Here is a 26,536-nt window from a genome sequence, read left to right as displayed (position 1 = left end):
AATACAGAGTACGTTTTTTAATGCGGCGCTTTCGCACAATTGCCGCTAAATGATTGGCGTCAAGCAGGCCATTTACTTGCGCCTGTTCTCTGCCTGCAGAAGTTGTCAGTCGCTTATACTGTAATTTTCTTTAATGTATTTTATAAATAACTGCACGGGTTTGGAGACCGGCTTATACTTTTTGTAGCTCAAATAGATATTCCACGGCAAAGAAGGGCTAAAGGGGACTGCCGTATCCCCGGTATGCTCCAGCACTCCATACATGGCGTAAGGCCCTGTGCCGACATAGCCGGGTGAGGCAATCATATTAAAGGCCAGCGATGTATCTGCAGTTTTTATTTCGTAATTCAAAGTGATATTTTCAGCTTGAGCTGCTTTCTCCAATAGCTCGAAGGCCTTAAATGACTCGCCCTTGGTCACGATTTTCTTATCCGCCAGATCTTTTAAAGTGACATGATCTTTCTTGTCCAGACAATGGTTGCCGCCGCGTGTGATAACGCAAAGCTCGGAGGAGCAGAGCAAAACCGATTCATATTCGTCCTGGTTGGGCAGCGTGTTGATATGGAAACAGGTCTCAACCAGACCTGTTTCGAGATATTCTTCCACCACCCTGTCCGGCAATTCCAGGTAATCGGGATTCAGCTGCGGGTATAATTCCCGGAACTTCTTGAACAGATTGATATCAAGGATACTCAACGAATCCGGCACAATCGCCACGCGGAAATAACCGTTTTCAATCTCCGACAACTGCTTGATGCGCTGGTCAAAGGCATAATAATCCTCCAGCAAGGCTTTGGCTTGAGGCAGCAAGCGCCGGCCGATATCCGAGAGGATCAGGTTGTTGTTTTCTCTGCTGAAAAGCCGGCAGTTATATTCCTTCTCCAAGTTATTGATTGATTTGCTTAAGGCTTGCGGTGTGACAAACAGCATTTTGGCCGCCTGGGTAAAGCTCCCGTATTTAGAAACTTCCGTAAAATAATAGATTTGTTTAATCTCCACTTTGACCACCTTATAAGATGAAAGATAGGGTATCAACCAAAGGTTGCTTTTTCCCTAAGATACAGGAATAAAGTTGCGGGAAATAGTGAGATGTTCATATTTGGCAATAAGAAAATCCTTCAGCAGGGTGAGCGGCAGGATACTTTCCTGTGGTTTATGGATCAGCGTCAGGCTCCATGAAAAGGCGTTGCCGGCAAGGGGGCTGTTCCGTTCGACCTGAAGCTGCTTTGTATTGGGATAGGTGTATTCAAACATCAGGCGGTTTTCGTTTTCCATAAGGTAAAACGCTGTCTTGGCCGAAGGAATGATTTCGACGCTGATCTGAATGCCGGCTTTTTGCAATTCGTCATACAGCGGCCTCATAATCAGTTCCGGAGAACCCCAGACGACGCATTTTTCACCGGCCAGATCCTCGATGCCGATCTGTTTTTTTCGGGAAAAACGATGGGTTTCGGCAAAGGTCACGCCGAAGGGGAACCTGCAGATGGTATCGGCTGTGATTCCGGGAATGTCGCAGTCCATCATGACCAGAATGGCGGCGGTCAGCTCTCCGGACAGTACCTTTTCAATCGTCTGATCCGTCGTCAGGGATAACAGTTCCAGCGGCAGCTCTGGGTGAGCGGTTCCGAACTCTTCCAGATAGCCGGGCAGCTCCGGACTGAAGAACGGCAGAAGGGAGCAGGAAATACCAAGCCCCATGGTTTTACCCTGAACGGTATTAACCTCCATGAGCATGGATTCATAGGTGCGTGTCAGCTCTTCCGCATAGTTCCGCACTGCTTCTCCCGACGCGGTCAAGGAAAGACGGTTGCGCAAGTTGCGGAAAAGCGTCGTACCGAGCTCGGTCTCCAGAGATTGGATCGTCTGACGCAGTGCCTGACGGGATATGAAAAGGCGGACTGCAGCTTTGGTATAATTCATTTCCTCACAGCAAACCAAAAAGGCCTTTAGCTTTAAAATATCCATGTCAGCCCTCCAAACGCAAGCAATTGCTTGCACCTTGTGAAAAGTATAGCTGCTTTTTCGGGGCTTGTAAAGTTGGTATACTGAAGCCGCCAATATTGCGTGAACAAAGAAAAAGAGAGGGATTAAAATGAAAAAGGATTTCTCCCGCCGCGACTTTTTAAAGGCCGCTGCAGCAGGTGTCGTCAGCACAAGCACCCTCGGTATCCTCAGCGGCTGTTCATCCGGTTCGCCTGCCTCTGCCCCCAAAGGGACTTACACCCCCGGCACGTATACTGCCACCGCCCAGGGCATGGGCGAAGTTACCGTTACTATGACTTTCGACGAGAACACCATCACCGATGTGGTTCTTGACTTAGCCAACGAGACTGCAGGCATCGGCCAGGCAGCCAAGGATACACTGATCGCGCAGATCCTTGACGGTCAGAGTGTGCAGGTCGACGGCGTATCCGGTGCATCGATCACCAGCAAGGCGGTCATGAAGGCCGCGGCCGACTGCATCACCCAGGCCGGCGGCAGCGCCGTTGTCGTCTCCCAGGGCTCTTCCGGCTCTGCAGGTGACGACTGGCTTGGCCAAGCACCGGAGATCGCCGACGGCGAGATCGTCAAGACCTATGATTATGAGGTGGTTGTCATCGGCGCCGGTACCTCGGGCACTTTTGCCGCCTGCTCAGCCGTTGAAGAAGGCGCGAAAACCGTGCTGCTCGAAAAATTCGGCGCCGACTTCGGCGGCTCCGGCATCCGGGATACCATCGGGGCCATCGGCTCAAAGCAGCAGATCGCCAACAAGGATAACCCGGATAAATTTGACGTGATACGCCTGATGTATCAGCACTCCCAAGGTTATGGCGACCAGAGGCTTTTCAAGGTTTGGGCGGATAACTCCGGTGAGGCCATCGACTGGTATACCGAGCGCCTGGCCAAGCATGATGTAAAGGTCCTGCACGAGGTGGATAATCACGCCACCGGAGAGAAATACGAATTTTATGATGTGGGCCATTCCGTCCAGTGGGAAGGCAGAGAGTACCAGTCCCAATTCACGATGTTTCTTCTCCTGGAGGATTACAAGGCAAAAGGGCTTGAAGTTCACTACGATACAGAAATGATCAAGCTCCTGAAAGACGGGAGCAAGGTCACCGGCATCCTTGCCAAAAGCGGCGATCAATACGTGCGCTACAACGCTTCCAAGGGTGTGATCGTGTGCACCGGGGGCTACTCCAACAACACTGAAATGCTCCAGGCTCTCCAGCCCGAGACGCTGAAGATGACCGGTGTTAATCGCTCTTTTCCGGGCAGTTCCGGCCAGGGGATCAGAGCCTGCCTGTGGGCCGGCGGCATTATGGATGAGACCCACGCCGGCATGATTTTTGACCGCGCCTGCGTGAAGCCTGACGCCACCGGCCCGGAAGACGCCGGCTGGTTCTGGATGGGCTCCCAGCCCTTCCTGAAGGTAGACCTGAAAGGCCGCCGCTTTACCAATGAATCGGGCAGCTATGACCATATTCTCCATACCGCCTTCAATCTGTTGCCGGAGCATACTTACGCTATGCTCTGGGATGCCAACTATCCTGAGGATATCAAACGTTTCGAGAGCCACGGCTGCTCCCGCCTCTATCCCCATGCTAACGGAACGGAATCGGTTTTCCCCATGGAGTATATCCAGAACGTCATGAATCCCGATCTGCATAAGCAGGGATACATCGTCCAGGCCGATACCATCGAAGAACTGGCCGGGAAGCTGAACATTCCCGCCGACAACCTCAAAGCTACGGTAGACCGCTATAATGAGCTGTTTGATCAACAGAAGGACCAAGACTTTGCCAAAGAGCCCTTCCGCCTTTCCCAACTGCGCACCGCACCTTTTTACGGCACCCGCCAGTGCGGCGGATACTTCATCGCCACCATGGACGGCATCAAGATCAATACCGACATGAACGCCGTCGATCAAGACGGCAATGTCATCGAAGGCCTGTACGTGGCAGGCGACTGCTCAGGCGGGTATTTTCACGGCAGCTATGTGAATCTGCTGGCCGGTGCCGCCGCCGGACGCAGCACCACCTTTGGCCGGCTGGCCGGCCGCAATGCTGCGCGCCGGAAGGCTTAGTCATCATTTCGGCAGCTATTAAGGAAGCCATGAGATTAAAATAATGACCAATTAAAGACGAAACCGTTTTCAAGCAAGGCCTGGAAACGGTTTCGTCTTTCTTTTTTGATTAATTTGTTTACCCGGCAGATAGTTTTTCGAGCATTTTTTTCAGCTTCTTGTCAAAAGTAAAAACAATATTACCGTCATACTGATATCCAATCATAAGGCAATCTACAAAATCGAGCGTGGTTGTCGCAAAGGTTTCGAGTCCCTTTATGATCACTGCGGCATTGGTCACTGATACATCTTCCATCAAGACGCCTGAAATAACCGCCGTAATTTCCTGGCGGGGTACCTGATACACTCCATTTAGGACATATACTACTTCCGCGATTACCTCCGTAGGAATAAAGGAGTCACCCTGTTTAAGATGATCCTCAACCACATCCGCCATTTTCTCATCATCCTGCAAAATATAACGCAGAACGGCGTTGGTATCAAATACCTTCATGCTTTTCCGCCGCCCTTTCCCACGCGCCTTCTTCTTTCGCTCTTAAGGCAGGGTCGGCGTATTTTCTCAAGGCACCCTTCATGCTTGGGGATAAAGGAGCACGCGCTTCCTGTGCGGACGGGCGCAAATCGAAAGGAAGCCCATTGATGTTGCGGGACTGGTAAAGGAAAACATTTATGGCGTCGGTAATGCTCATGCCATATCGTGCGTAAATCTCCTCTACCTCGGCTTTAATTTTTGGGTCAATGCGGATATACAGGCTTGAACTCTTTGCCATCTGAAATCACCTCACTATAGTATATTCAGCATATTACATTATATGTACAAATGCAATACAATGTTGTGAAAACCAACCAATTGGAAACCTGTGCCGGCCGCTAACGGCAAGGGATTATTTAGGGGAAGGATTGTCCATTGATTTACGACTTATGAAGTTGGGCATAAGTGGTTAGAATTACCAGAGGGTTGGCAATTATGCTGCCATCGTTATCTATCCCCCTTGGCGGCCCGCTCCCGTTCAAGGAAACCTCCAGGAAAGAAGTGACGTACTATTGAAAGATAAAATCACCATAGGAATTCCCCGGGCTTTTCTCTACTTTAAATATCAATACCTATGGCAAACCTTTTTTACGGAATTGAATTGCCAGGTCATCTTAAGTCCGGAAACCAATAAGAAGATTTTGAAAGACGGCATTGATTCCTCCATCGACGAAAGCTGCCTTTCCGCCAAGATTTATATGGGCCATCTTGCTTACCTGAGAGGAAAAGCAGACTTTATCTTAGTACCCAGGATCGTCGGTTTCGGCAGAAAAGAAGAAGTATGCACCAAGTTCAACGCCCTCTACGATATCGTCAAAAATACCTTTAAAGAAGTAAATCTGCTCAGCTACAACGTCGATATGGCTAATCAAGAAAGTGAATTCAAAGGCTTTATGAAGATGGGCAGGGAATTGGGCAAAAACCCCGTCCTGGTATTAAGAGCCTATCTTAAAGGGAAAAGGCTGCAAAAGCAGAAAGAACTGCTGTTGGCCGAAAAGCAGGAGAGTCTTATCCTGGTCAAAGACAAGCTGAAAATACTCATTATCGCCCATGATTACAACACCTATGACAAGGTAGTGGGCTATCCGGTTGTCAAGCATCTGGAAAGCCTGGGTATTGTGCCTGTTTATGCCGATGCCGCCGACAAGAAGCAAACCGCCCTCAAGTCAAGGCTCATCTCGGACACCCTCTATTGGATTTTCAACAAAGAACTCATTGGGGCCATTGATCATTATCAGAAGAACATCGATGGAATCATCTTCATTTCCACCTTCCCCTGTGGTCCCGATTCCCTGGTCAATGAATTATGCCTGAGAAAAATAAAAGGCGTTCCTATGGCTAATATCATCGTGGATGAACTGCAGGGAGAAGCAGGCTTGCAGACCAGAATTGAAAGCTTTGTGGATATCATCATGGAAAGGAAAAAGACCGGGAGGGAAGCGCAAATTGGCTAGCCAGGAAAAGATCATGAGTTTTCCCCATATGGGAAATTACCATGTGGCCATCGAATTTCTGCTCAGACACGTTCTGGATAATATTCAGGTCTTTACCCCGCCCCCCATTACCAAAAAAACCTTGGAACTGGGCTCGAAATACAGCCCGGATTTTGTTTGTGTACCCTTTAAATATAACCTGGGCAACTACCTGGAAGCCCTGGAACAAGGAGCGAATATCCTGGTCCAGTCCGGTGGGGGCTGCCGGTTCGGGTATTATGGGGAAATTCAGGAACAGATCTTGAGAGATCTAGGCTATGATTTTGAGTTCATCAGCCTGATCGACAACGAAAAAGTCAATCCGATAGCCTTTTTCAGCCGCTTTAAGCGCTTGAACCCTCAACTGTCCTTTGCCCGATTCGCCTACTACTTTCAGCTGACCTTTAAAATGATCGAGGCCATGGACTCCCTGGATCACATGATCAGGAGCAACATCGGCTTTGCCGTCCGGGAGGGCAGCTTTGAGCTGCTGCAAAAAGAATTTCTCCGGGAGCTTCCCGCTGTGGAAGGCTTCCGAAGCCTGGACAAACTCCATCGAAAATACGATGCCCTGTTCCGCCAACTGGAAGTCAATAAACCGGAAAATCCTCTCAGAGTGGGGATCGTCGGAGAGCTCTATACCCTCATGGAACCGTTCAGCAGCTGTTTCATCGAAAAGGAGCTGGCGAAAAAGGGCATCCAGGTCACCCGCTTCATCACTGTATCTTATTTGCTGCGCCATCATCCTAAATCCAGTGACTTGCTGAAGTTGGCAGGAAACTATCTGGAGTATGAAATCGGCGCCGATGGCACAGATAGTGTGGCCCGGGCGAAAATACTGGCTGAAGCCGGCTATGACGGGGTCATCCATGTTAAACCTTTCGGATGTACGCCGGAAGTCAATTCCATGCCCATGATGCAGAATATCAGCAATGATTACAAAATGCCCATACTGTATTTCAGTTTCGATGCTCAGACTTCCGAAACCGGGGTGCTCACGCGTTTGGAAGCGTTTCATGACATGCTGATGATGAGAAGGGAAGGGAACACATGGCAAAATGTTATTTAGGAGTGGACAGCGGCTCCATTTCCACTAAAGGTGTGATCATCGACCAGAACAACAGGATTCTGGCCGAGAAATATTTGTGGACGGAAGGGAATCCCGTGGAGGCCGTCAAGGCAGTAATTGCCGATCTTAAAGCTCAGATCGACGGTATTGATTGTATTAAAGAGGCTGACGGCAATGATGATTTCAGCAATGATATCAGCAGTAATGGCGATAACGACAACAATAACAACAATAACAGCAATCATGTCAGTCATGTCAGTCAGGGTATTGAAGTTAAGGCCGTGGGCACCACCGGTTCGGCCAGGCGTTTGATCGGCGCTCTTCTCAATGCCCAGGTAGTCAAAAATGAAATCACGGCCCATGCCGTGGGAACCCTGTCCGTCTACCCCGATGTCCGGACTATTTTTGAAATAGGTGGTCAGGATTCCAAGATTATTCTGGTGGAAGACGGGATTGTGGTGGATTATGCCATGAATACCTTGTGTGCCGCCGGCACAGGCTCCTTCCTGTCCTCCCAGGCCAAGCGGCTGGGGATGGAAGTGGAAGAATTCGGCGAAATGGCCCTACGTTCCCAGAACCCCACCAAAATAGCGGCCAGATGTACGGTTTTTGCCGAGTCGGATATGGTGCACAAGGCTCAGATCGGCCATAAAAAAGAGGATATCGTGGCCGGATTGTGCCATGCTGTAGTGGCCAATTACCTGAATAATGTGGGCAAAGGCAAACGCACCAAAGCCCCCATCGTCTTCCAGGGGGGCGTCAGCAAAAATGTCGGAGTGATCAAAGCCTTTGAGGAAGCAACCGGCGAAACCATCCATGTGGACCCTCATGCTCATTTGATGGGAGCCTTAGGCGCGGCCTTGCTGGCCAAAAGCTCCGGCCAGGAGCAGGATTTCAACTTCAGCATGACGGAGATGCATTTTGATACCCGGGGTGTGGAATGCCAGGGATGCCCCAATAACTGTGAAGTCATTTGTGTTTACAGGAATGAAGAGCTGATCGATGCCTGGGGCAACAAATGCGATAAAGGAGCAGTGCGGGGCAGCGAAGCAGTGGGGGAAAAGGAGACGCCCGTTGTTAAGGGCGATGAAATGGTATCGTAATGAGGGAGCAGGTAAAAGCGATTTCAGGAAGTTGGAATGTGAGTTTTAGAGGGCGCCGGCAAAAATGCCGGCGTTTTTTTGCACTGTCAGAAAGCATAAGCTTGCGCTCTATACTTTCCAATTATATGGGATTGTAGGCTTGAAAAAAGAGGAGATAAAATTCATGGCGCTATTAACCACGGGATTGATTGAAAATCCACCCGTTTCCGGAATAAGAGCAACTACTGTGCTTACTGTCAGAGTAGTAAATGATGATTCCGCAGCTGCTTCTGTACAAATATCTGAATCTTATGTATCTGGAACCGCTACTACAGCGTATGTTTTGGAACTATTCAGCCAATTTTGATGCGTTTCAGTTTCAATTTGCCACCAGTTTGGAAAATGTTGAGATTTCGGCTTGGGGAAAGATAACGAGGGAAATTTGATCGCAGCTCATCATGTGCTGCCGCAGAGCTTGATCCTTTAGATCAGAATGGAGGGGCAGGGACAACAGGAGCAACTTTGCCTTGTAGCGGATCATGAATTGACTTTGCGGATACCCCTACTTGTTTAGCAATAGCATTTGCAATTTTCTTTGTATTACCTGATTTTGAATAATAACGCACTTCAATATTCATAAAACGCTCTCTTTTTCAGCTATTTATTTAACTATCAATAGTGCAATCTACCAATAATCGACTTTATGACAATGCTGCCAGCAACTACAAAAAGCGCAACTTTGGGGTCATAAAGGATGGGGATTTTCCATTTGAATAGTTGTATTGCTGTTGTAAGTAATGGGATTATCCCAAAGATGTACCCCATGATGGTGAGCGGGTGAGCAGGTGCATTGCTGATAAATTTGCCGATTGTTGGCATAATCATGCACATTGCAAATCCGATTGCGCCTAAAGTAATAACAGCCGATCTCGGCCCATTAATGAATAATATTTGCTTGCCAGATAGTCCTGCATAAACAATCAGGCTGGTTATAAACCACTCTGCTGCCAATATTCCAATTCCTTTCATAGTTTATCGCTCCTTAAATAGATTTTATTGAATATCGTCATATGTCTTTGTAAAAAAGATAAAGCTTCTTCATATTTTTCGGGCTGATTGTCGTATTTTGATAACAGCAAATACAAAGGTGAATAAAACTGCAAGGCCATTACCATTGGGTCAGCATCAACATAAACTCCCTCATTTATTAAATTAGTAAACACGCCTGATATATAATCCAAGCCCTTGTCTATTATCAATTCCCTAAAAAACTTGCTTGCCTCCGAAGTTCTATACTGTTCCATTGTCAACATTCTACGCAGTTGCGAACCATACTCTGTTTTGAGATAGAACTGAAACATGGTAACGCTAATACGAAATAATTCCTCTCTTACATCACTTTCTCCTGAGAGAGTATTGGCCATGCTTTCAGGGGGAATAAAAGTAGCAACTTCCTCTTGGTAACGGCGCTCAATGTCTTTGAGAATTGAGTCAAAAATATCTTGCTTTCCGCTATAATGCTTGTAAAGGGCGCTCTCCCGTATTCCGATTTCTTTTGATATGTCACGGATACCAACTCCATCATAGCCTCTTTCAGAAAACAATTTTAGTGCAACACTCAAAATAACTTCCTTTGTATCCCGTGTTTCGTTCTTTGGCATAATAACCTCCATTAGTAAATGTGGTGATCAGTTGTTCACTATTATAGTGAACAACTGATCACTTGTCAAGAAGGGAACTAAATTATATTCTCACGCTATTATTTATGAGCATTTCGAGCCTTTCCGCTAACCGGCAAGCAGGACCGGTGTATATACACCAGCACGTTTTGAAGATTCTCCCTTACGGTAAAACCTCAAAACTGCTTGTTGGGGAGTGCCTTCCCCAAACCCTGCGACTTCGGGCCAAGTTGGCCCGAAGTTGGCGCTTCGCACCTCATGTTGCGTCATGTCGCTATCGCTCCATTTCCTTATTGTTCTGCCTGCCCGTCAGGCCGAGCAGATGGTCGATATTGCTTTTCACCGTTATTATTTCCTGCATATCCTTTTTTAGCTTCCCGGTGATTCAATCCTGGTGGGTTGGCTGATAAGCAGCTTAAGGCTGTCTGTGTTAACAGATTGTGTACAAGTTGCATATAATAGTGCACACTGAAGTTTTTTTAAAGCTGGTGTTTTGTTCAACAAGGATAATGAAGCAAAGCAATTTTCTATTTATATGGGATTGTAGGCTTGAAAAAAAGAGGAGATGAAATTCATGGCGCTATTAACCACGGGATTGATTGAAAACCCACCCGTTTCCGGAATAAGAGCAACTACTGTGCTTACTGTCAGAGTAGTAAATGATGATTCCGCAGCTGCTTCTGTACAAATATCTGGATCTTATGTATCTGGAACCGCTACTACAGCGTATGTTTTGGAATTATTCATTCTGGAACCTGGAGAGGTGGCAACACGGAGCTACTCAGCCAATTTTGATGCGTTTCAGTTTCAATTTGCCACCAGTTTGGAAAATGTTGAGATTTCGGCTTGGGGAAAAGATAACGAGGGAAATTTGATCGCAGCTCATCGTGTGTTGCCCGCAGAGCTTGACCCTTTAGATCAGAATGGAGGGGCAGGGCCAACAGGAGCCACCGGTGCGACAGGCCCGGCAGGAGAAACAGGGGTAACAGGAGCCACAGGTTCAACTGGGGAAATGGGAGCCACGGGTGCGACAGGTCCAGCAGGGGAAACGGGAGCCACCGGTACGACAGGCCCAGCAGGAGAAATAGGAGCCACCGGTGCGACAGGTCCAACAGGAGAAACGGGAGCCACCGGTGCGACAGGTCCAGCAGGAGAAACAGGGGCAACCGGTGCGACAGGTCCAGCAGGGGAAACGGGAGCGCCCGGTGCGACAGGTCCAGCAGGGGAGACAGGAGCGACCGGTGCGACAGGTCCAGCAGGGGAAACGGGAGCAACCGGTACGACAGGTCCGGCAGGAGAAACAGGGGCAACAGGAGCCACAGGCTCAACTGGGGAAACGGGAGCCACCGGTACGACGGGTCCAACAGGAGAAACAGGGGCCACCGGTACGACGGGTCCAACAGGAGAAACGGGAGCCACCGGTACGACAGGTCCAGCAGGGGAAACGGGAGCCACGGGTGCGACAGGTACAGCAGGGGAAACAGGAGCGACCGGAGCGACAGGCCCGACAGGAGAAACGGGAGCAACAGGCGCGACTGGCCCCGCCGGAGAACCTGGCGGTCCGACCGGTCCCACTGGCGCCACGGGTGCAACTGGACCTGCGGGAGAATCCGGTGGCCCTACGGGGCCGACTGGCGAAACCGGGCCGACAGGTGCCACAGGCGAAACCGGCCCTACCGGACCGACTGGAGCCACAGGCGAAACTGGCCCTACCGGACCTACCGGACCTACCGGCCCTACCGGACCGACTGGAGCAACCGGTGAAACCGGTGCTACCGGCACATTCGAGCCTAATCCATTTGCAGTCTACGTGCAAGCAGGGGCAGTCGGCGGGGACGGCACACAGGCCAGTCCATTTGGAACGATACAACAGGGCGTCACAGCGGTATCACCGACAGGAACCGTTCATATTCTGGGCGGGACTTATCCTATTACAGCGACAATATCGGTGAATAAAGCAGGAGTAACTCTGAAAGGGTACCCTAATACGCTGATTGAACTGCAGGCTGCACTAATTCCTTTCGTTATCACGGGTAGCGGAGTGACCATAGATGGTTTGACGATCACCAGCAATAATCCGTATGCTGTTGAGTTTATTCAGCTTGGAGGAAGCAATCATAAGCTTATTAACAACTATTTTTATGGGCCGCCTCAAGCGGGGCCGTCAGATACCTGGGTTGTAAATCGTGGATTCTTGACGCAAGCGAATAATATGCAGAATTTGACGGTTCAAAATAATATTTTTTATTTTCTGAGACAGCCGGCGTATTTGAACCCCAATACGACAGGGTATATCATCGATAATGTGGTGTATAATACCCGTGGATTTGTTGTGGACAGAGCAGTTGTCGTTTTATCGGGTAACTCATGGGGCAGCCCGGAAAATGCAGTGGATATAGCATTGCTGGTTGGTACGATCGCCGGTCCTCCTTATGATCCATTAGCTGACCTGGCTGTGAACAACAGCGATGCCAGTATCAGTGACCAAAGATAAATGTGTTTTATTCCTACCGCACAAAGCAGGGCCATCCGCCAAACGGGTGGCCCTGCTTTTTTTAGGTGCAGGTCTCTGCTGCATTAACTAATATATTGACAGAAAACCCATTATAAAGTATAGTAAGCCTATAAGTATAGTGGATATTAAAGAGCTGGTCAAAAAACTGGAAAGACCATACATACGATTACGTGCTCGTTGCGAGGGAGGAGGGCGGAAGATGCCGGAACGCAAATCACCTCATGATTCTGCTGGAAAGTATCAAATGTGGCTCGGGTTTCCCGAGGAAACGAGCAAATAGTAATCTTGACAGATAGATGGGGATGTTATGAAGTGTAAAGAAATCCTATAGGATTAGTTGATATATTAAAATCCTATGGCAATTGTTTCTTAGTTGACCACAAGAACTGGAGGCTAAGTTTAGTCTCTGACGGGAGATGCCCGGAAGAGATGAAAACTTAGCCTTTTTCTATACCGGATTCAATGAGAGAGGAGAAGATGGATATGGCAATTCATTTGCAGAAAAAAGCCGACCAATTCGACCATCTGGTCAAGAAGCACCCTTGCCTGGGCGGCGAGGCGCATTCCAAGTATGGCAGGGTTCATCTACCGGTCAGCCCGGCCTGCAATATTCAATGCAGATTTTGTAAAAGAACCTTTAACAAGTGGGAAAAAAGACCCGGCGTCGCTGCTTCCCTCCTGACTCCTGAAAAAGCTCTGGAAATTGTTGACCGCGCTTTGGAGCTTTGCCCGGAGATTACGGTCGTGGGAATCGCCGGTCCTGGCGATACTTTGGCGACGCCGCATGCACTGGAAGCTTTCCGGCAGGTTCACGCCAAATATCCGGACCTGATTAAATGTCTGAGCACAAACGGCTTGCTTCTGGCAGAAAAGGCTGAGGAAATCGCGCAGGCCGGAGTGAAGACCCTGACCGTGACCGTCAATGCGGTCGATGCGGAGATTCAGGCGCAGATATGCTCGCATATCTACTATGAAGGAGATCACCTGACCGGTCTTGCCGCCGCCGCCAGGCTGATCGAAAATCAGCTGGCCGGAATCAGGAAGATCAGTGAACTTGGCGTCGTTGTAAAAATCAATACCGTCCTGATCCCGGGCATCAACGATCACCATACGGGCGAAATCGCCAAAACGACTAAAGAAGCCGGAGCCGATATGATTAATATCATCCCGCTGATCCCCCAGCATGAGCTGGCTGACAAGTGTCCGCCGGACTGCCGGGAATTGAACCTGGCCAGAGCAGCGGCGGAAGAGTACCTCACCGTGTTTCGGCATTGCAAGCAGTGCCGGGCCGATGCCTGCGGCATCCCGGGCAAAGGAATCGAGCTGGCGGAGCTTTTGTACGACCAGCCGCTGGAAACGTTTTCCCATGGTTAAGGCATTTAAAATAATAATAAATAAACATTAAAGAGAGGAAGTTCACAATGGCTAAAAAAATTAAACAAATTGCCATTTACGGCAAAGGCGGCATCGGAAAATCCACCACGACTTCCAATATCAGCGCGGCTTTGTCGACGGCGGGTTATAAAGTGATGCAGTTCGGCTGCGACCCGAAGAGTGATTCGACCAATACCTTGCGAAGCGGAAAATATATCCCGACAGTTCTGGATACGTTGCGGGAAAAAAATGCGGTGAAGGCCAGCGAAGTAATTTTTGAAGGTTTTAATGGGATTTATTGCGTGGAAGCCGGCGGGCCGGCTCCGGGCGTCGGCTGTGCCGGACGCGGAATCATTACGGCAGTGCAGCTGTTCAAGCAGCAAAAGGCTTTCGAGGAGCTTGATCTGGACTTTGTCATCTACGACGTTCTCGGTGACGTCGTCTGCGGCGGCTTTGCCGTTCCGGTCCGGGAAGGCATTGCCGAGCATGTCTTCACCGTTTCCTCCGCCGACTTTATGGCGGTTTACGCCGCTAATAACCTGTTCAAAGGCATTCAGAAGTATTCCAATGCCGGTGGCGCTTTGCTGGGCGGAGTCATCGCCAACTCCATCAACGCCCCTTACGCCAGAGAGATCATCGACGATTTTGTCAGCATCACCAAAACCCAGGTTGTGGAATATGTGCCGCGCTCCGTTACGGTAACCCAGAGCGAACTGCAGGGTAAAACGACGATCGAGGCGGCGCCGGACAGCAAACAAGCCGAGGTTTACCGCAGTCTGGCCAACAAAATAGCTAACCATACGGAATCCAAGGTTCCCGCTCCGCTGGAAGTCAAGGACCTCAGAGAATGGGCGGCCAAATGGGGAGATTACCTGCTGGCGATGGAGACGGGCGAAGTGGGAGTTGAGACAGCGAGCAATATTTAAGAAATGTAAAAAAACTGCAAAGAACTATTGACAAACGTATGAAGAAGGGGAAGCTTATGGTATTCGTAAGTCTATAGGAAGACGATTGTTTGTCCGACCAGAAACCTGAAAGCCATGCTTCAAAATAGTGAAAGTATGGCCTTTTACTTAACAATAAGGAGGAAGAAACCATGAATCCAGTGATCGAGACCATTCTCAAACGAAAAGGAACCAAAAGCTACAAACCGGAACAGATCAAGGACGAAGATCTGGAGCTGATTCTCAGCGCCGGCATTGCCGGGCCGACCGCCAGAAATTCTCAGAACCGTCATTTTGCCGTCGTTCAGAACAAAGAGATTCTTCAGCAAATAAACGACGGCTCCTTAACGCTGCAGACGGCGCCGTCGCATAACTATCCTCTGTTTCAGGCGCCGACCGCGATCATTGTTTCCACGCCGGCTGATTATCCGTTCGCGGACCAGGACAGCGCCATCGCCCTGGAAAACATGGCGATCGCGGCTACCGCGCTCGGGCTCGGTTCCCGTTATCTGGTTTCGCCGACCAGATTCATCGAGCACACAACCGGCGCGCCGATCAAAGAGCAAATCGGTATCCCTCAAGGATACCGGACCATAGCCGTTCTGATCGTCGGTTATGATGCCAATCCGGCGCAGGAGCCGGTCGAACGCAAAACGGAGGTCGTAACGTATATCAGGTAAAATTAAAAGAATATTTGCCTCAAAATACTTGAACAAGCCTGATTTGTTTAACCGGCAAAAATAGAAAAAACTCCAAAGGAACAGAGGAAGAGAAAATGGCAGAACGAAATATTTTGGAAAATGAAAGAGGGTTGAACCTGGAACAGGCCAAGGCCCTGGCCGCCCAAAATGGGGAAGAAGTGATCTCCGCCTTTTGCGCGATGTGCGGACCGACGCCGAACTGCTGCGGCATCTACGCTTTTACCAAAAACGGCCGGCTGGAAAGAGTGGCGGGGATGCGGGAATTCCCCAATAATAAAGGCGCACTCTGCTCCAAAGGGCAGGCTTCGGCGCAATGGCTGTATTCCCCCGACCGTTTGCAATATCCTCTGCGCCGGGTGGGCGCCAAAGGCGAAGGAAAATTTGAACGGATTACCTGGGACGAGGCCATCGAGCTCATCGCCGCTAAATTAAAAGAACAAAAAGAGCAATACGGGCCGGAATCGCTGGCGATTCTCGCTCCGGCTTTCCGCACCTACAATGCTTATCTCAAACGTTTTCTCACGGTCCACGGCAGCCCGAATTACGGGCACAGCGGGATTTGCGCCACGCAGCGTCTTTTCGGCTTTCTGTATACGGTGGCGGACCGGACGGTTCCGGATATCGAGCACAGCGATTTAATCATTTACTGGGCGCGGCAGCCGATTTACTCAGGGCCAGCCATGGGCGGCCCCCGCTCTTTGCTCGCCGCGCGGCAAAGAGGCGCGAAAATCATCACCATCAAACCCTCGGTCGAACCGGATGTCAGCCTGTCCGATATCTGGGTGCCGACGCGGCCCGGCACCGACGCGGCGCTGGCTTTGGGCATGCTGCATGTCATCGTCAGGGAAGAGTTGATCGATCATGATTTTGTGGAAAACTGGTGCCATGGTTATGAAGAGCTGAAGGAGCATGTACAAAAGTACCCACCGGAGTGGGCAGAAAATATTACCGGCGTACCGGCCACCCAGATCAGCGAAGTCGCCAGGCTTTATGCCACCACTGAAAAAGCCTGCATCGACATCGGCAACGGAGTGGAGCACGCCCCTTCGTCCAGTGATGCCATCCGGGCCGTAGCCATTCTGATCGCCATTACCGGCCATCTCGACCGGCCGGGGAGCAATATTTTCACGCCCTTTAATCCGGAGGTGCCTCAGCCGAAGGATATTACCCTGCGGGAGCTTTTAACGCCGGAACTGGGGGAAAAGCTGGTAGCCCCGGAATTCCCGCTTTCCTTCCAGCCTTTTGCGGAAGGCTATTCCTCCGCTTACTACCCGGTACTGGAAAGTATTTTGACCGAAAAGCCTTATCCGGTGCGGACGGTCATCGCACCCGGCACCCAGCCCACGGTCAGCAACCGCGGCCCGAGACGGGTCGTCGAGGCTTTAAAGAAGCTGGATTTCTACGTGGTGCTGGACGTTACCCGCACCGCCGATATGGCCTATGCCGATATTGTTCTGCCGACGACCACCCCCTATGAATCGAACCATCCCTTTGAAGCGCCCGGTCCTTTTGTGATGGCCCGCCACAAGGTGGTTGAACCCTTAGGTGAGTATAAATCGATTTATGAATTTTTCCTTGAGCTGGCTGTTAAGCTGGGATACGGCGCAGATTTCTGGGATGGCGATATCATCCGTTCCATGGACGATCAGCTCGAAGAATACGGCATTACCTATGAAGAGCTGAGCAAGCATCCGGCCGGACTTAATTTCGGCAAGCCGATGACCCCGGTTTATGAAAAGTACGAAGAAGTATTCAACCGGCCCAGTTTTAGCCTGGAACGGACGCCGTTCCTGCCCCAGGGCAAGGTTGCCGTCTACAATACTTTATTTGAGGAAGCGGGCTACACGCCATTGCCGGAGTGGCGGGAACCGCCGGAAAGCCTGACGGCGACACCCGGGCTTACCGCAGAATACCCCCTGTTGCTCTCGGATTACCATACTTCGGTTAATTATACAGCTGCCTGGCAGCGCAACGTACCCCTTCTCCGGGAGCTGCAGCCTGACCCGATCCTGCATATTCATCCTGACGCTGCCGCCCCCCGCGGCATCGGCGACGGCGACTGGGTCATTGTCCGGGGGCCCCACGGCCATATCAAACTTAAGGCGGAGCTTTACCCGGGCATCAGGCCGGATACGGTGATGGTGCTGCATGGCTGGTGGCAGGGCAGCAAGGAACTGGGGCGGGAGGACACACCCCTTTTGGACGGCGGAGCCAATGTGAACATCATGTACAGCGTCGGTAAAGAAGCCTTTGACCCGCTGGTGACCGCACCCAGCAGTCAGACCCTGGTAGAAGTCGCTAAAGCCTGAGCATCAACGACAGCAATATGGAAAGTGAAGGAGGGGATTGAGAATGTCCGTGGGGCGGATCAATTTCACACCCGAAAAATGTATTCAGTGCTATAGCTGCGAAACCTCCTGCAAAATATGGAGGGAAGTTGAACAGGGGATAAGCTGGCGGAAGATCAAGCTGGAATGGCAGGGCGCTTATCCTGAAGTAAAGAGCAGACCTGTCGATACGGCCTGCCGGCATTGCAGCGAGCCGGCCTGCCTGGCAGCCTGCCCGGCGGGGGCCATCGAAAAAGAGGAGGTCCACGGCATTGTCTATGTGCGGGAGGATGCATGTATCGGCTGCCAGGCCTGCTTAAGCGCCTGCCCTTACGATATTCCCCAGTTTGGGAAGAGCGGAACCATGCAAAAGTGCGATCTGTGCTATGGTCTTAAGGACCGGGTAAGCACCCCTGTCTGCGTCTCTAATTGCCCGACACAGGCCCTGCAGGTCCAGGAAGTTTAAGATGCGCTGGCCAGGCTGTTTTATTTCACGATCAGAAAGGAGCGAATCATGTTGAGCAGTGAAAAAATTTTGGCCCGTAATATTAATCGGATTTTCCTTATTAAGAAAGAAAACGGCAAGGGGCTGGAGAACTTTGTCGCTCTGAAGGATTTTAATTTGGAAGTCCGGGACGGGGAATTTTTGGCTATTGTCGGTCCCAGCGGCTGCGGCAAATCCACCTTTCTGGATATCGCCGCAGGTCTTACCAAGCCGAATTCCGGCGAAGTCTATATCGACGGCAAGCTGATTACCGGTCCGGCTCTGGATAGAGGGATCATCATGCAGGGCTATGCGCTCTTTCCCTGGCGGACTGTGCGCCACAATGTCGAGTTCGGCCTGGAGATCAAAGGGATTCCCAAGAGCGAGCGCGGCCCAATCAGTGAAAAATTTATTAATCTGGTCGGTCTGAAAAGTTTTGAAAACCGCTATCCTTACGAGCTTTCCGGCGGGATGAAGCAGAGGGTGGCCATTGCCAGAGCCTTGGCTTACGATCCGGAAGTATTGTTGATGGATGAGCCCTTTGCCGCGGTCGACGCCCAGACCAGAGAAATCCTGCAGGACGAACTTCTGCGTATCTGGGAAGAAACCCACAAAACGATTATCTTTGTTACCCACAGTATCGATGAAGCCGTCTTTTTGGCGGATCGGGTGACGGTTATGACTCCCAACCCGGGAACCGTGAAAGAAACGCTGGAAATCAACCTGCCGCGCCCCCGCACCGGCGTCCGTTCCTCCGCAGATTTTGGCTGGATTCGCCATAAGATATGGGAGCTCTTGCAAAACGACGGTCAGGATGAGCAAAAAGCTATCCCCGGTCAGAATGTAGCCGAAGCGATTTCCCCGTCGGCGGCTTTATAAGGAAAAATTCCGTTTAATCATCCAGCGGTTTGATAGAGAGGAGATATCATATGACTAAAATTGCCAACAATCTGACGGATTTGATCGGAAGAACGCCTCTGCTGCGTTTGAGCGCAGTGGCCAAAGGCCTGGAGGCGGATGTCGTTGCCAAGCTGGAGTCCTTTAACCCCGGCGGCAGTGTGAAAGACAGGATCGGCTTCAGCATGATCAAGGATGCCGAGGACAAAGGGCTGATCACCAAAGAGACGGTACTCATCGAGCCGACCAGCGGCAATACGGGGATCGCCCTGGCTTTCGTGGCGGCCGCCAGGGGATACCGCTTGATTCTGACCATGCCGGAAACAATGAGCGTTGAACGGCGCAACCTGTTAAAAGCCTATGGCGCGGAGCTGGTGCTTACGCCCGGTCCCCAGGGAATGAAAGGGGCGATCCTGAAAGCGGAGGAACTGGCGGCGCCTGCCCAATTCCTTCATTCCGCAGCAATTCAAAAATCCGGCCAACCCGGAAATTCACCGGGCGACAACTGCCGCAGAGATTTGGAACGACACGGCAGGGAAAATCGATATTCTGGTCGGCGGTGTCGGTACCGGCGGCACGATTACCGGGGTGGGGGAAGTCATCAAAAAACACAAGCCTTCCTTAAACATAGTGGCTGTTGAACCTTTTGATTCTCCGGTCCTCTCCGGCGGCCAGTCCGGGTCGCATAAGATCCAAGGCATTGGAGCGGGCTTTGTTCCCGATGTCCTGAACAAAGGCTTAATCGATGAGATCTTTAGGGTAAAAAATGAAGAAGCCTTTCTCACCGGCCGGCGCTTAGCCAGGGAAGAGGGCTTATTGGCGGGGATTTCTTCCGGCGCGGCTGCCTTTGCCGCCCTGGAGATCGCCAAGCGCCCGGAAAACAAAGGAAAGTTGATTATTGTTATTTTGCCGGATACGGGTGAACGCTATCTCAGCACGGCCTTGTTCCAGGAAGATCCCCAATAGCCGGGATGATGGAAGCCAGGTTCCGCCGCGGAGCCTGGCTTTTCCTATGCGGCCGGTCTGGCTGCCGTCTGACCGGGAAGTCCGGCAGCCCATCATAGACGAAAAGGTGATAGAGATGAATCATACGCGGACGGCTAAATATTACTATGGACTGATCGTTTTCGTTACATTTTTAACCTTGGTCATCGCCGCCGGCATTCGTTCGGCTCCGGCGGTCCTGATCGTTCCCTTCGAAGAATTTTTCGGCTGGAACCGGGCGGAAATCAGCTTGGCGTTAAGCATTAATCTCCTGCTTAATGGGCTTTGCGGTCCCTTTGCCGCAGCTCTGATGGAACGGTACGGAGTCCGGCCCGTGATCGCCTCGGCCTTGTTGCTGTTGGGCGCGGGAGCCGGCTTGACTTTATGGATGCAGGACATGTGGCAGATGATACTATTGTGGGGCATTGTCATCGGAATCGGCTCAGGCTTTCTTTCCACTGTATTCGGAACGGTCGTCGCCACCCGCTGGTTTATACAGCAGCGGGGCCTGATCCTGGGGATTTTCAGCGCGGCCGGGGCGGCCGGGCAGCTGCTCTTTCTCCCGCTGTTCGCTAACATTCTGGAATGGTTTGACTGGCATGTGATCGTATGGGTTCTGGTCGCCGCGGCGTTCTTTTCTCTGGCGCTGATTATCCTGATTATGCGCAATGGGCCTGGGGAGGTGGGACTGGTGCCGTACGGAACTTCAGCCGGGGATACTGTGCCGGACAAAACTACGGACAATCCCTTTCAGGCGGTTTGGCAGGGGTTGAAAACCGCCGTGCAGTCGAAAGCGTTCTGGTTATTGTCAGCCAGCTTTTTTGTCTGCGGCGCGACTTCGGTCGGTTTGATCGGCACACATTTTGTTTCCGCTTGTGTCGATCATGGGATAACGGCGATCTTTGCCGCAGGGCTGCTGTCGGCGGCAAGTGTGTTTAATATCATCGGAGTTACGGCGGCAGGCTGGCTGTCCGACCGCTATGACAACCGCTGGCTCTTGTTCTGGTATTACCTGGTGCGCGGCCTGGCCCTGTTTTTGCTGCCGGCGGTATTGGTGTCGGATAGGGTTATATTGATCATTTTTGTGACGGTTTACGGTTTGAATTGGATTGCCACCGTACCGTCAACCATCAAACTGGCTGCCGACCTTTTCGGCGACCGGAGTATCGTGATCTTCGGCTGGATGATGGCCCTGCACCAGGCCGGTTCCGCCTTGGCCGCTTTTTATGCCGGCGCTTTGCAAGCGGCGCTGCACAGCTATACCCTGGTCTTCATCTCAGCGGCAGTGTTATGCCTTGTAGCCGCCATGATCGTTTTTCTGATTCCCGGACAAGGCCATGTTTCCGCGGAAACGATCTGAGAGGCGCCGTAAAATGAGGATAACCTATCGCCGCTATTTTGGCCCGGGAAGGTGCAAATGGTGAAAGGAATGAGATAATTGCCGAAAAAATGAAAAGGAAAGCCCCTATGGACTTGAGGCCATAGGGGTATTTGCTTCGCCCGGCGGAAGGCTTTATTCGTAGGTTAGGGTTAGATTAAGCCCTGGGCCGGCATGCTCTGGGCCGATACTATTACTTATGCGGATTGTACTTATTTGTCGCCACATCTTCAAATTTTATGTCTTTGTTCTGCAGCGGCTGGAAGCTGTTCGGCTTTGACAGGGTATCGATCCAGTATTGCACGTGGGATTCCTGAATCAGCCCGTCCTTCGCGTAATAGGGAGTCTGAAAAATCTTTTCGTTGAGCTCGGTTTTGGCGACCTTGCGATAAATCTCCAGCGCTTCCTCGGGATTGTTGTTTACGAAATTATTGGATTTGGCAATGGCCGCCACAAAGGCGCGCGCACGATCCGGGTCCTCTTCAGCCCATGAACGGCGCAGGCACCAGCCGATGTCACCCGCGCGGTCCTCTGCGAAATCATAGTCCGTGAAGAGGACGCGGAGATCCGGATAGATGCGCTTGATGACTTCCTCATTGGTCGTACCATGCAGCGCGGTCAGATCGAGCTGGCCCGCCCGCAAGGCCTCCAGGAGGGCCGGTGCCGAGCTGCTCGTGACGTCAAGCTCCCTTGCCGGATCTTTAATACCGTTCAGCGCCGCGTATTCATACAGGAATCCAACGTTGCAGCCGTTGAGGCCCGTGAGGCCGATCTTGGCAGCTTTGATATCCGCGCCGCTTTTGATCGGGCTGTTTTCAAGGACTACGTACGCCATATGCGGCTTTTCCCGCGTGACTGCCGGGCCGACGGCTACTTCGACGATATCCGCGCCGACGTCAATCGCCGCAACTATATCAGACTCCATGGTCAGACCGGCGTCCACGCTGCCGCTTTCGAGCAGAGCGACAAATTGCAGCACGTCGACTTCGCCGACGTCTTTGACCTCAATGCCTTCTTCCGCAAAAAAGCCTTTCTCAATGCCGACTGCTACCGGATCGATTTGTGTCGCGCTGGTGCCGATGCCCGCCAGCTTAAAGACGTATTTAGCCCCCTCGACCGTAGGAACTTCGGATGAGGAGGCGCTGCTGCCGCAGGCTGTCAAGGAAATTAGGAGCGCCGCCGTAAGCAAGCTGGAAATAATGCGGATGGTTTTCCTTAAATTCTTTTTCATGATTTTTTTCTCCTTTTCTATACCCTAATTTGTTTTCTCCTGCCACGTCATCAGCCTCTGTTCCAGCTTGGTGCACAGCCAGTTGACGAGAACACCGAGTCCGGCTATCGTGATGATTCCTACGTACATCTTAGGAATCAAATAGGACTTTTGCGCCTGAAAAATCATATAGCCGATGCCATAGCGCGCCCCCAGCATCTCGGCACCGACGATGACGAGGAGCGCAATTCCCGCCGATTGCCGGAATCCCGCCGTGATATACGGCGATGCCGAAGGCAGGATAACTTTCGAAAACAGACCCAGCCTGCTGACGCACATGGACCGTGCCAGTTTAATCAGCAGCACGTCCGCGTGTTTCACACCCTGCATGGTATTGAGCATGGTCGGAAAAAACGTCGCCCAGACAATGATCGCGATTTTTGAAGTATCGCCAATGCCGAGAAACAACACAAACAGCGGCAATATCGCTAATATTGAAGTGTTGCGCGCGATCGTGAGCAGCGGATCCAAATAGTTGTAGGCTTTTTCGTACCAACCCAGCAACGCGCCGATGGGGATAGCGAGACACTGCCCGATCACGAGTCCGATGGCCGAGATTTTCAGGCTGGTGCCGATGTGCTTCGCCAGCTCACCTGATGCGATCATCTTGTTAAACTCCTTGACGACCGTCAGCAGGGAGGAGAAGTAGATGCTGTCCGAAAAATGAGCCAGCAATTCCCACAATACGATCAAGAGTGCAATGATGATCATCTTTTGATAGATGAAAAACAGTTTGGCGACGATGCCTTTTTTGGGGAATCTATAGGCTATATTGCTCTCCACTTAAATCCCTCCTTTTCATTTTTTATTCATGGGAACCGCCGCCGAAGGGTCCCAAGTCCGCCAGTCTGGAATAGTAATCTGAGAACAGGTTTACCCCGCCGGTGTACCCGAAATAATGCTTGGTTCCGATCATATGAATGCCCTGCGGCGCAGAGACGGAAAGGAACGGCAAGTGTTTGCCCCTGCAAAACAGCACATCCCAAAGGGAGCCGAAGATATAAGTAGTCCCTGGTTCAAAATGGATGTCACGTATCTCAGCTGCCATGAGTCCGCCGTCTTCGCTGAAGTCAACCACAAATCCACCCCGCTTTTCATCCGCAATCTCAAGGTCGCGGAAGTACCCCTCCACGCGCTCCCTGTGCTCTTCTGGAATTCCTTCCGGGAGATAAATCTTTTCCGGCAGCAAGCCCAGATCGTTAACGAGAAAACGGGTCAGCGGCAGCGCCGACGAGGCGCTGGCATTGACATAGAAATGCTTGGGGAGCGTACGGCATGAATATATCCAGTGCAAGGAACGATTCATGTAGTAGTAGTAAAGATCCTCCCCCTCATGAATGACTTTTTCCACCGCCGGTTCGTCCAGCCCCGCGTATTGGGCGAGCTCCCGCAGAAAACGGTTTGTCTCAGTAGGGCCGAGAGGCAGCGCCGGATAATGAAAATACGGCGTCCCGTATTGAGCCTCAAGCTCCTGCACAACCTCAAGGTCGACCCACGGAGAGAGGAGTATGTTGAAAGAGGCCTGCGGAATCTTTTGGATCTCCGCGAGTCCTTTCCCCCGCCCGTAAAAAATATTGGGTTTCAGGCCGATTTTGGTAAGCAGGCTTTCGATTTCCTCAAGCTCTGCGGACCAAAACGGGTCGTAGTAGGGAACGATACCGAAAATATTCACAAGACCCGGTATCGTTTCTCCGCGCTCTTGCCGCGGGAGATATTGCTTGAGAATCGCGGTCAGCACCTGCCGGTGCCCATAAAGGTTGTTGCCGTGAAAACCGGCCGTTTCCGCATAGAGCACGGGGATGTCCCCGCCGGAAAAGGAGCGGATGACCTCTTCGACATCGTCTCCGACAATCGCCGGCGTGCAGCCGCTGAGGACGATAAACATATCCGCCTTGTACGCCTTCAGGGAATGCTCAAGGAGTTTGCGCAGTTTCTCCACGCCGCCAAATACTACGTCGGTTTCCTCAAAATTGCTGCAGGGAATGACGCTCTCCATAAAGGGAAAACTGTTCTGCGCGCCGTTGCTGTTGCCCAGCACACCCCGTGTTTGTGCCTGGCAGCCCGGGCCGCAGTGCAGTACGGGCAGCACCCGTTCTATGGCAAGGGCCGTATAGAGGCCGCCCAGTGCGCAGGTCGTTCTATTTTGTTCGATAAAGTCGCATGCCACTCTATATTGCCTCCTCTGCATCGTCTTCCAGTGAAAAATACGGATCAAACCCCTCATACTCTTCCGTAAAGGGCGGTTCGAAATGGGCGTGCATCTTTTTTACGAAATTGAGATTATCCAGTTCGTCGGCGATCACCCGCCCAAAGGAAACAAGTCCTTTGTAACCGAAAACCTGCAGACCAATGCGTCCTTCGATATCGGGAATCCCCATCTTGACGGCCCAGCACCCGTCTCCATGCGCCCGTGACACGACAAAGTCCGGCTGCAGGCGCTTGATGACAAGGTAATTTTCCATAGTCTGAATATCGTTGACCGAAGTCGGTATATCTTCAAAATCCCGCGCATCCGCCGCCGCGGCGACCGGATCGTCGGATTGGTTGTCGAGCCGGGGGTCATAGTGATAACCTACGGCATGCAGCACGGTAACGCCCAGCTCCCGCAGTATGCGTACATACTCGTAGGCATAGCTTGCCCCCAGCAGGATCACCGCCGTTTTGCCCCTCAGTCTCCCGCGCAGGCTTTCAAGCTCCTCGCGGTATTTTTCCCGTTCTTCCGCAATGATTTGTTCGGCCAGGTCGGCTTTGCCGAGGTGCGGACCGATTTCCCGTAAAAACCGCTCAAAACCAAGGCCTCCGTAGGGCAGATAGGACTGAAAATATTTGATGCCATAGAGCTGTTCGAGGGCGCCCGCAAGATAACTGGACTGGGCCCCGCATTGTCCGAATGTGGCAACGGATTGTGACGCCCGCGCGTATTCTTCATTGTTCGTCAATCCCGTCAGATACAGAACCTCGTAACCAAGACGGCCAAACAGGCGATCCACTTCTTCACGTCCGATGGGCGCAAAGGCAATATAGTTGACCTGATTTTTTTTGGCCGCCGGCGGCTTGATGACTGAGTCGACCACCGCGTGACCATAGGCATCGAAGCCCGAAGCCCATATCTTTGATTTGATACCTTCCACGGCGGCGAAACTGATCGTCACGCCGAGTTCTTCGCGCATCTCCTGGACGACACTGTATACATCGTCACCGATGATGCTCGACGTGCAGCTTGTTGATACATAGATGATTTTCGGGTGATAGCGTTCATAGGCCGCGCGAATGGTGTCACGCAGCTTATCGAGAGCGCCGAAAACCGTCTCCCGCTCTTGGATATTGGTGCAAAAAACCCGCGCATGATGCTTATCGGGTCCAAGACGCCCGCTGGCCACACGGTTGGCGCTGAAGTGGATGATGCCCGAGGAGCAACCGCTCGGTGCATGATCCACGATCACCGAATCCTCGATGTTGATTAAAAGGCTGAGGCAATGAAAGTGTGTGCAAGAACTAACTGTCGTGAAACAACGCCGGCGATTGGTAAGGCATCCCCCGCAGCCGCGCTGGGCCATGTCTTTCAGCGTTCCTTCGTAACCTGTGATGGATCCCAAGCGCTGTTCACGTGGCTGAAACTCCGGAGATTTTAGATTGAGTGTCATAGATGACTCCTTTCTTGCGTCTTTACTGATCGATATTAATAGGAAAAACCGGAACCAATTTTCGCTTAAAGCGAAATTGCCTCCGGTTTTCCGGTCAACCAGTAAAGTACATTAAAAC

The 26,536-nt window shown here is 51.4% G+C and carries 24 protein-coding genes and 1 pseudogene; 14 read left to right on the top strand and 11 right to left on the bottom strand.

Going from position 1 to position 26,536, the window contains the following annotated elements; all coding sequences use genetic code 11:
• Positions 1–105 precede the first annotated feature (105 nt).
• On the bottom strand, positions 106–999 hold the full coding sequence (locus BUA14_RS01385; protein WP_072770931.1) for a LysR family transcriptional regulator: 894 nt from the start codon (positions 997–999) through the stop codon (positions 106–108).
• Positions 1,000–1,053: 54 nt separating this feature from the next.
• Positions 1,054–1,965 (bottom strand): LysR family transcriptional regulator, encoded by a 912-nt coding sequence (locus tag BUA14_RS01380; protein WP_072770930.1) that lies wholly within the window; start codon positions 1,963–1,965, stop codon positions 1,054–1,056.
• Between the two features lie 127 nt (positions 1,966–2,092).
• Between BUA14_RS01380 and BUA14_RS01375 the strand changes: the two genes are divergently transcribed.
• Positions 2,093–4,066, top strand: a complete 1,974-nt coding sequence (locus BUA14_RS01375; RefSeq protein ID WP_072770929.1) for an FAD-dependent oxidoreductase — start codon at positions 2,093–2,095, stop codon at positions 4,064–4,066.
• Between the two features lie 118 nt (positions 4,067–4,184).
• On the opposite strand, the gene BUA14_RS01370 is transcribed toward BUA14_RS01375, so the two are convergent.
• The gene (locus BUA14_RS01370) at positions 4,185–4,559 is read right to left on the bottom strand and encodes a type II toxin-antitoxin system VapC family toxin (protein WP_072770928.1); all 375 of its coding nucleotides are present in this window, start codon (positions 4,557–4,559) and stop codon (positions 4,185–4,187) included.
• On the bottom strand, positions 4,546–4,836 hold the full coding sequence (locus BUA14_RS01365; RefSeq protein ID WP_072770927.1) for a type II toxin-antitoxin system RelB/DinJ family antitoxin: 291 nt from the start codon (positions 4,834–4,836) through the stop codon (positions 4,546–4,548). Before BUA14_RS01365 ends, BUA14_RS01370 begins: the two co-directional genes overlap by 14 nt.
• A gap of 274 nt (positions 4,837–5,110) precedes the next feature.
• Between BUA14_RS01365 and BUA14_RS01360 the strand changes: the two genes are divergently transcribed.
• From BUA14_RS01360 to BUA14_RS28365, 4 genes are all read left to right on the top strand, one after another.
• A complete protein-coding gene (locus tag BUA14_RS01360) occupies positions 5,111–6,052 on the top strand; it encodes an acyl-CoA dehydratase activase-related protein (RefSeq protein ID WP_072770926.1) in 942 nt (313 codons plus the stop codon).
• Positions 6,045–7,139 carry a hypothetical protein gene (locus tag BUA14_RS01355; protein WP_072770925.1) on the top strand — a complete coding sequence of 365 codons (1,095 nt, stop codon included), beginning with the start codon at positions 6,045–6,047 and terminating at the stop codon, positions 7,137–7,139. Before BUA14_RS01360 ends, BUA14_RS01355 begins: the two co-directional genes overlap by 8 nt.
• Positions 7,121–8,242: an acyl-CoA dehydratase activase gene (locus BUA14_RS01350; RefSeq protein ID WP_072770924.1), complete on the top strand. Its 1,122-nt coding sequence runs from the start codon at positions 7,121–7,123 to the stop codon at positions 8,240–8,242. Before BUA14_RS01355 ends, BUA14_RS01350 begins: the two co-directional genes overlap by 19 nt.
• A gap of 163 nt (positions 8,243–8,405) precedes the next feature.
• Entirely contained in the window at positions 8,406–8,588 is a 183-nt protein-coding gene (locus tag BUA14_RS28365; RefSeq protein WP_242954516.1) for a hypothetical protein, read from the top strand.
• Positions 8,589–8,709: 121 nt separating this feature from the next.
• Here BUA14_RS28365 and BUA14_RS27370 read toward each other — a convergent pair whose 3' ends face one another.
• The 3 genes from BUA14_RS27370 to BUA14_RS01335 are packed head-to-tail and all read right to left on the bottom strand — an operon-like array spanning position 8,710 to position 9,882.
• Positions 8,710–8,859: a flavodoxin family protein gene (locus BUA14_RS27370; protein ID WP_143153409.1), complete on the bottom strand. Its 150-nt coding sequence runs from the start codon at positions 8,857–8,859 to the stop codon at positions 8,710–8,712.
• Positions 8,860–8,893: 34 nt separating this feature from the next.
• On the bottom strand, positions 8,894–9,250 hold the full coding sequence (locus BUA14_RS01340) for a hypothetical protein (RefSeq protein WP_072770923.1): 357 nt from the start codon (positions 9,248–9,250) through the stop codon (positions 8,894–8,896).
• Positions 9,247–9,882: a TetR/AcrR family transcriptional regulator gene (locus BUA14_RS01335; RefSeq protein ID WP_072770922.1), complete on the bottom strand. Its 636-nt coding sequence runs from the start codon at positions 9,880–9,882 to the stop codon at positions 9,247–9,249. Before BUA14_RS01335 ends, BUA14_RS01340 begins: the two co-directional genes overlap by 4 nt.
• 592 nt (positions 9,883–10,474) lie before the next feature.
• Between BUA14_RS01335 and BUA14_RS01330 the strand changes: the two genes are divergently transcribed.
• The 9 genes and pseudogenes from BUA14_RS01330 to BUA14_RS01290 all read left to right on the top strand — a co-directional run bounded on the left by BUA14_RS01330 (position 10,475) and on the right by BUA14_RS01290 (position 21,486).
• The gene (locus BUA14_RS01330) at positions 10,475–12,394 is read left to right on the top strand and encodes a collagen-like domain-containing protein (protein ID WP_072770921.1); all 1,920 of its coding nucleotides are present in this window, start codon (positions 10,475–10,477) and stop codon (positions 12,392–12,394) included.
• A 504-nt stretch (positions 12,395–12,898) separates the two neighbouring features.
• Positions 12,899–13,789 carry a radical SAM protein gene (locus BUA14_RS01325; protein WP_072770920.1) on the top strand — a complete coding sequence of 297 codons (891 nt, stop codon included), beginning with the start codon at positions 12,899–12,901 and terminating at the stop codon, positions 13,787–13,789.
• A 47-nt stretch (positions 13,790–13,836) separates the two neighbouring features.
• Entirely contained in the window at positions 13,837–14,715 is an 879-nt protein-coding gene (nifH, locus tag BUA14_RS01320; protein ID WP_072770919.1) for a nitrogenase iron protein, read from the top strand.
• 170 nt (positions 14,716–14,885) lie between these two features.
• Complete coding sequence (locus tag BUA14_RS01315; protein WP_072770918.1) at positions 14,886–15,413, top strand: nitroreductase family protein; 528 nt, start codon at positions 14,886–14,888, stop codon at positions 15,411–15,413.
• A gap of 95 nt (positions 15,414–15,508) precedes the next feature.
• On the top strand, positions 15,509–17,743 hold the full coding sequence (locus BUA14_RS01310; protein ID WP_072770917.1) for a molybdopterin-containing oxidoreductase family protein: 2,235 nt from the start codon (positions 15,509–15,511) through the stop codon (positions 17,741–17,743).
• 43 nt (positions 17,744–17,786) lie between these two features.
• Positions 17,787–18,227: a 4Fe-4S dicluster domain-containing protein gene (locus tag BUA14_RS01305; protein WP_072770916.1), complete on the top strand. Its 441-nt coding sequence runs from the start codon at positions 17,787–17,789 to the stop codon at positions 18,225–18,227.
• 48 nt (positions 18,228–18,275) lie between these two features.
• Entirely contained in the window at positions 18,276–19,124 is an 849-nt protein-coding gene (locus tag BUA14_RS01300; protein WP_072770915.1) for an ABC transporter ATP-binding protein, read from the top strand.
• A 50-nt stretch (positions 19,125–19,174) separates the two neighbouring features.
• Positions 19,175–20,108, top strand: a pseudogene (cysK, locus tag BUA14_RS01295) (cysteine synthase A).
• On the top strand, positions 20,062–21,486 hold the full coding sequence (locus tag BUA14_RS01290; RefSeq protein ID WP_242954515.1) for an MFS transporter: 1,425 nt from the start codon (positions 20,062–20,064) through the stop codon (positions 21,484–21,486). The pseudogene cysK and the gene BUA14_RS01290 overlap by 47 nt, the downstream one beginning before the upstream one ends.
• A 211-nt stretch (positions 21,487–21,697) precedes the next feature.
• Here the strand turns inward: BUA14_RS01290 and BUA14_RS01285 are convergent, their stop codons facing one another.
• From BUA14_RS01285 to BUA14_RS01270, 4 genes are read right to left on the bottom strand one after another with little or no spacing between them, the layout of a single operon-like run.
• A complete protein-coding gene (locus BUA14_RS01285) occupies positions 21,698–22,735 on the bottom strand; it encodes an ABC transporter substrate-binding protein (protein WP_072770914.1) in 1,038 nt (345 codons plus the stop codon).
• A 24-nt stretch (positions 22,736–22,759) separates the two neighbouring features.
• Positions 22,760–23,557: an ABC transporter permease gene (locus BUA14_RS01280; RefSeq protein ID WP_084078302.1), complete on the bottom strand. Its 798-nt coding sequence runs from the start codon at positions 23,555–23,557 to the stop codon at positions 22,760–22,762.
• Positions 23,558–23,579: 22 nt separating this feature from the next.
• Entirely contained in the window at positions 23,580–24,941 is a 1,362-nt protein-coding gene (locus BUA14_RS01275) for a nitrogenase component 1 (protein WP_242954514.1), read from the bottom strand.
• A gap of 1 nt (position 24,942) precedes the next feature.
• Positions 24,943–26,418 carry a nitrogenase component 1 gene (locus BUA14_RS01270; RefSeq protein WP_072770912.1) on the bottom strand — a complete coding sequence of 492 codons (1,476 nt, stop codon included), beginning with the start codon at positions 26,416–26,418 and terminating at the stop codon, positions 24,943–24,945.
• Between the last annotated feature and the right edge of the window lie 118 nt (positions 26,419–26,536).

It is taken from the genome of Desulfitobacterium chlororespirans DSM 11544, assembly GCF_900143285.1.
In the GTDB taxonomy this organism is placed as follows: Bacteria; Bacillota; Desulfitobacteriia; order Desulfitobacteriales; family Desulfitobacteriaceae; genus Desulfitobacterium; species Desulfitobacterium chlororespirans.
Note: the sequence above shows the minus strand (reverse complement) of the source record. Positions and strands in the feature narration are given on the sequence as shown.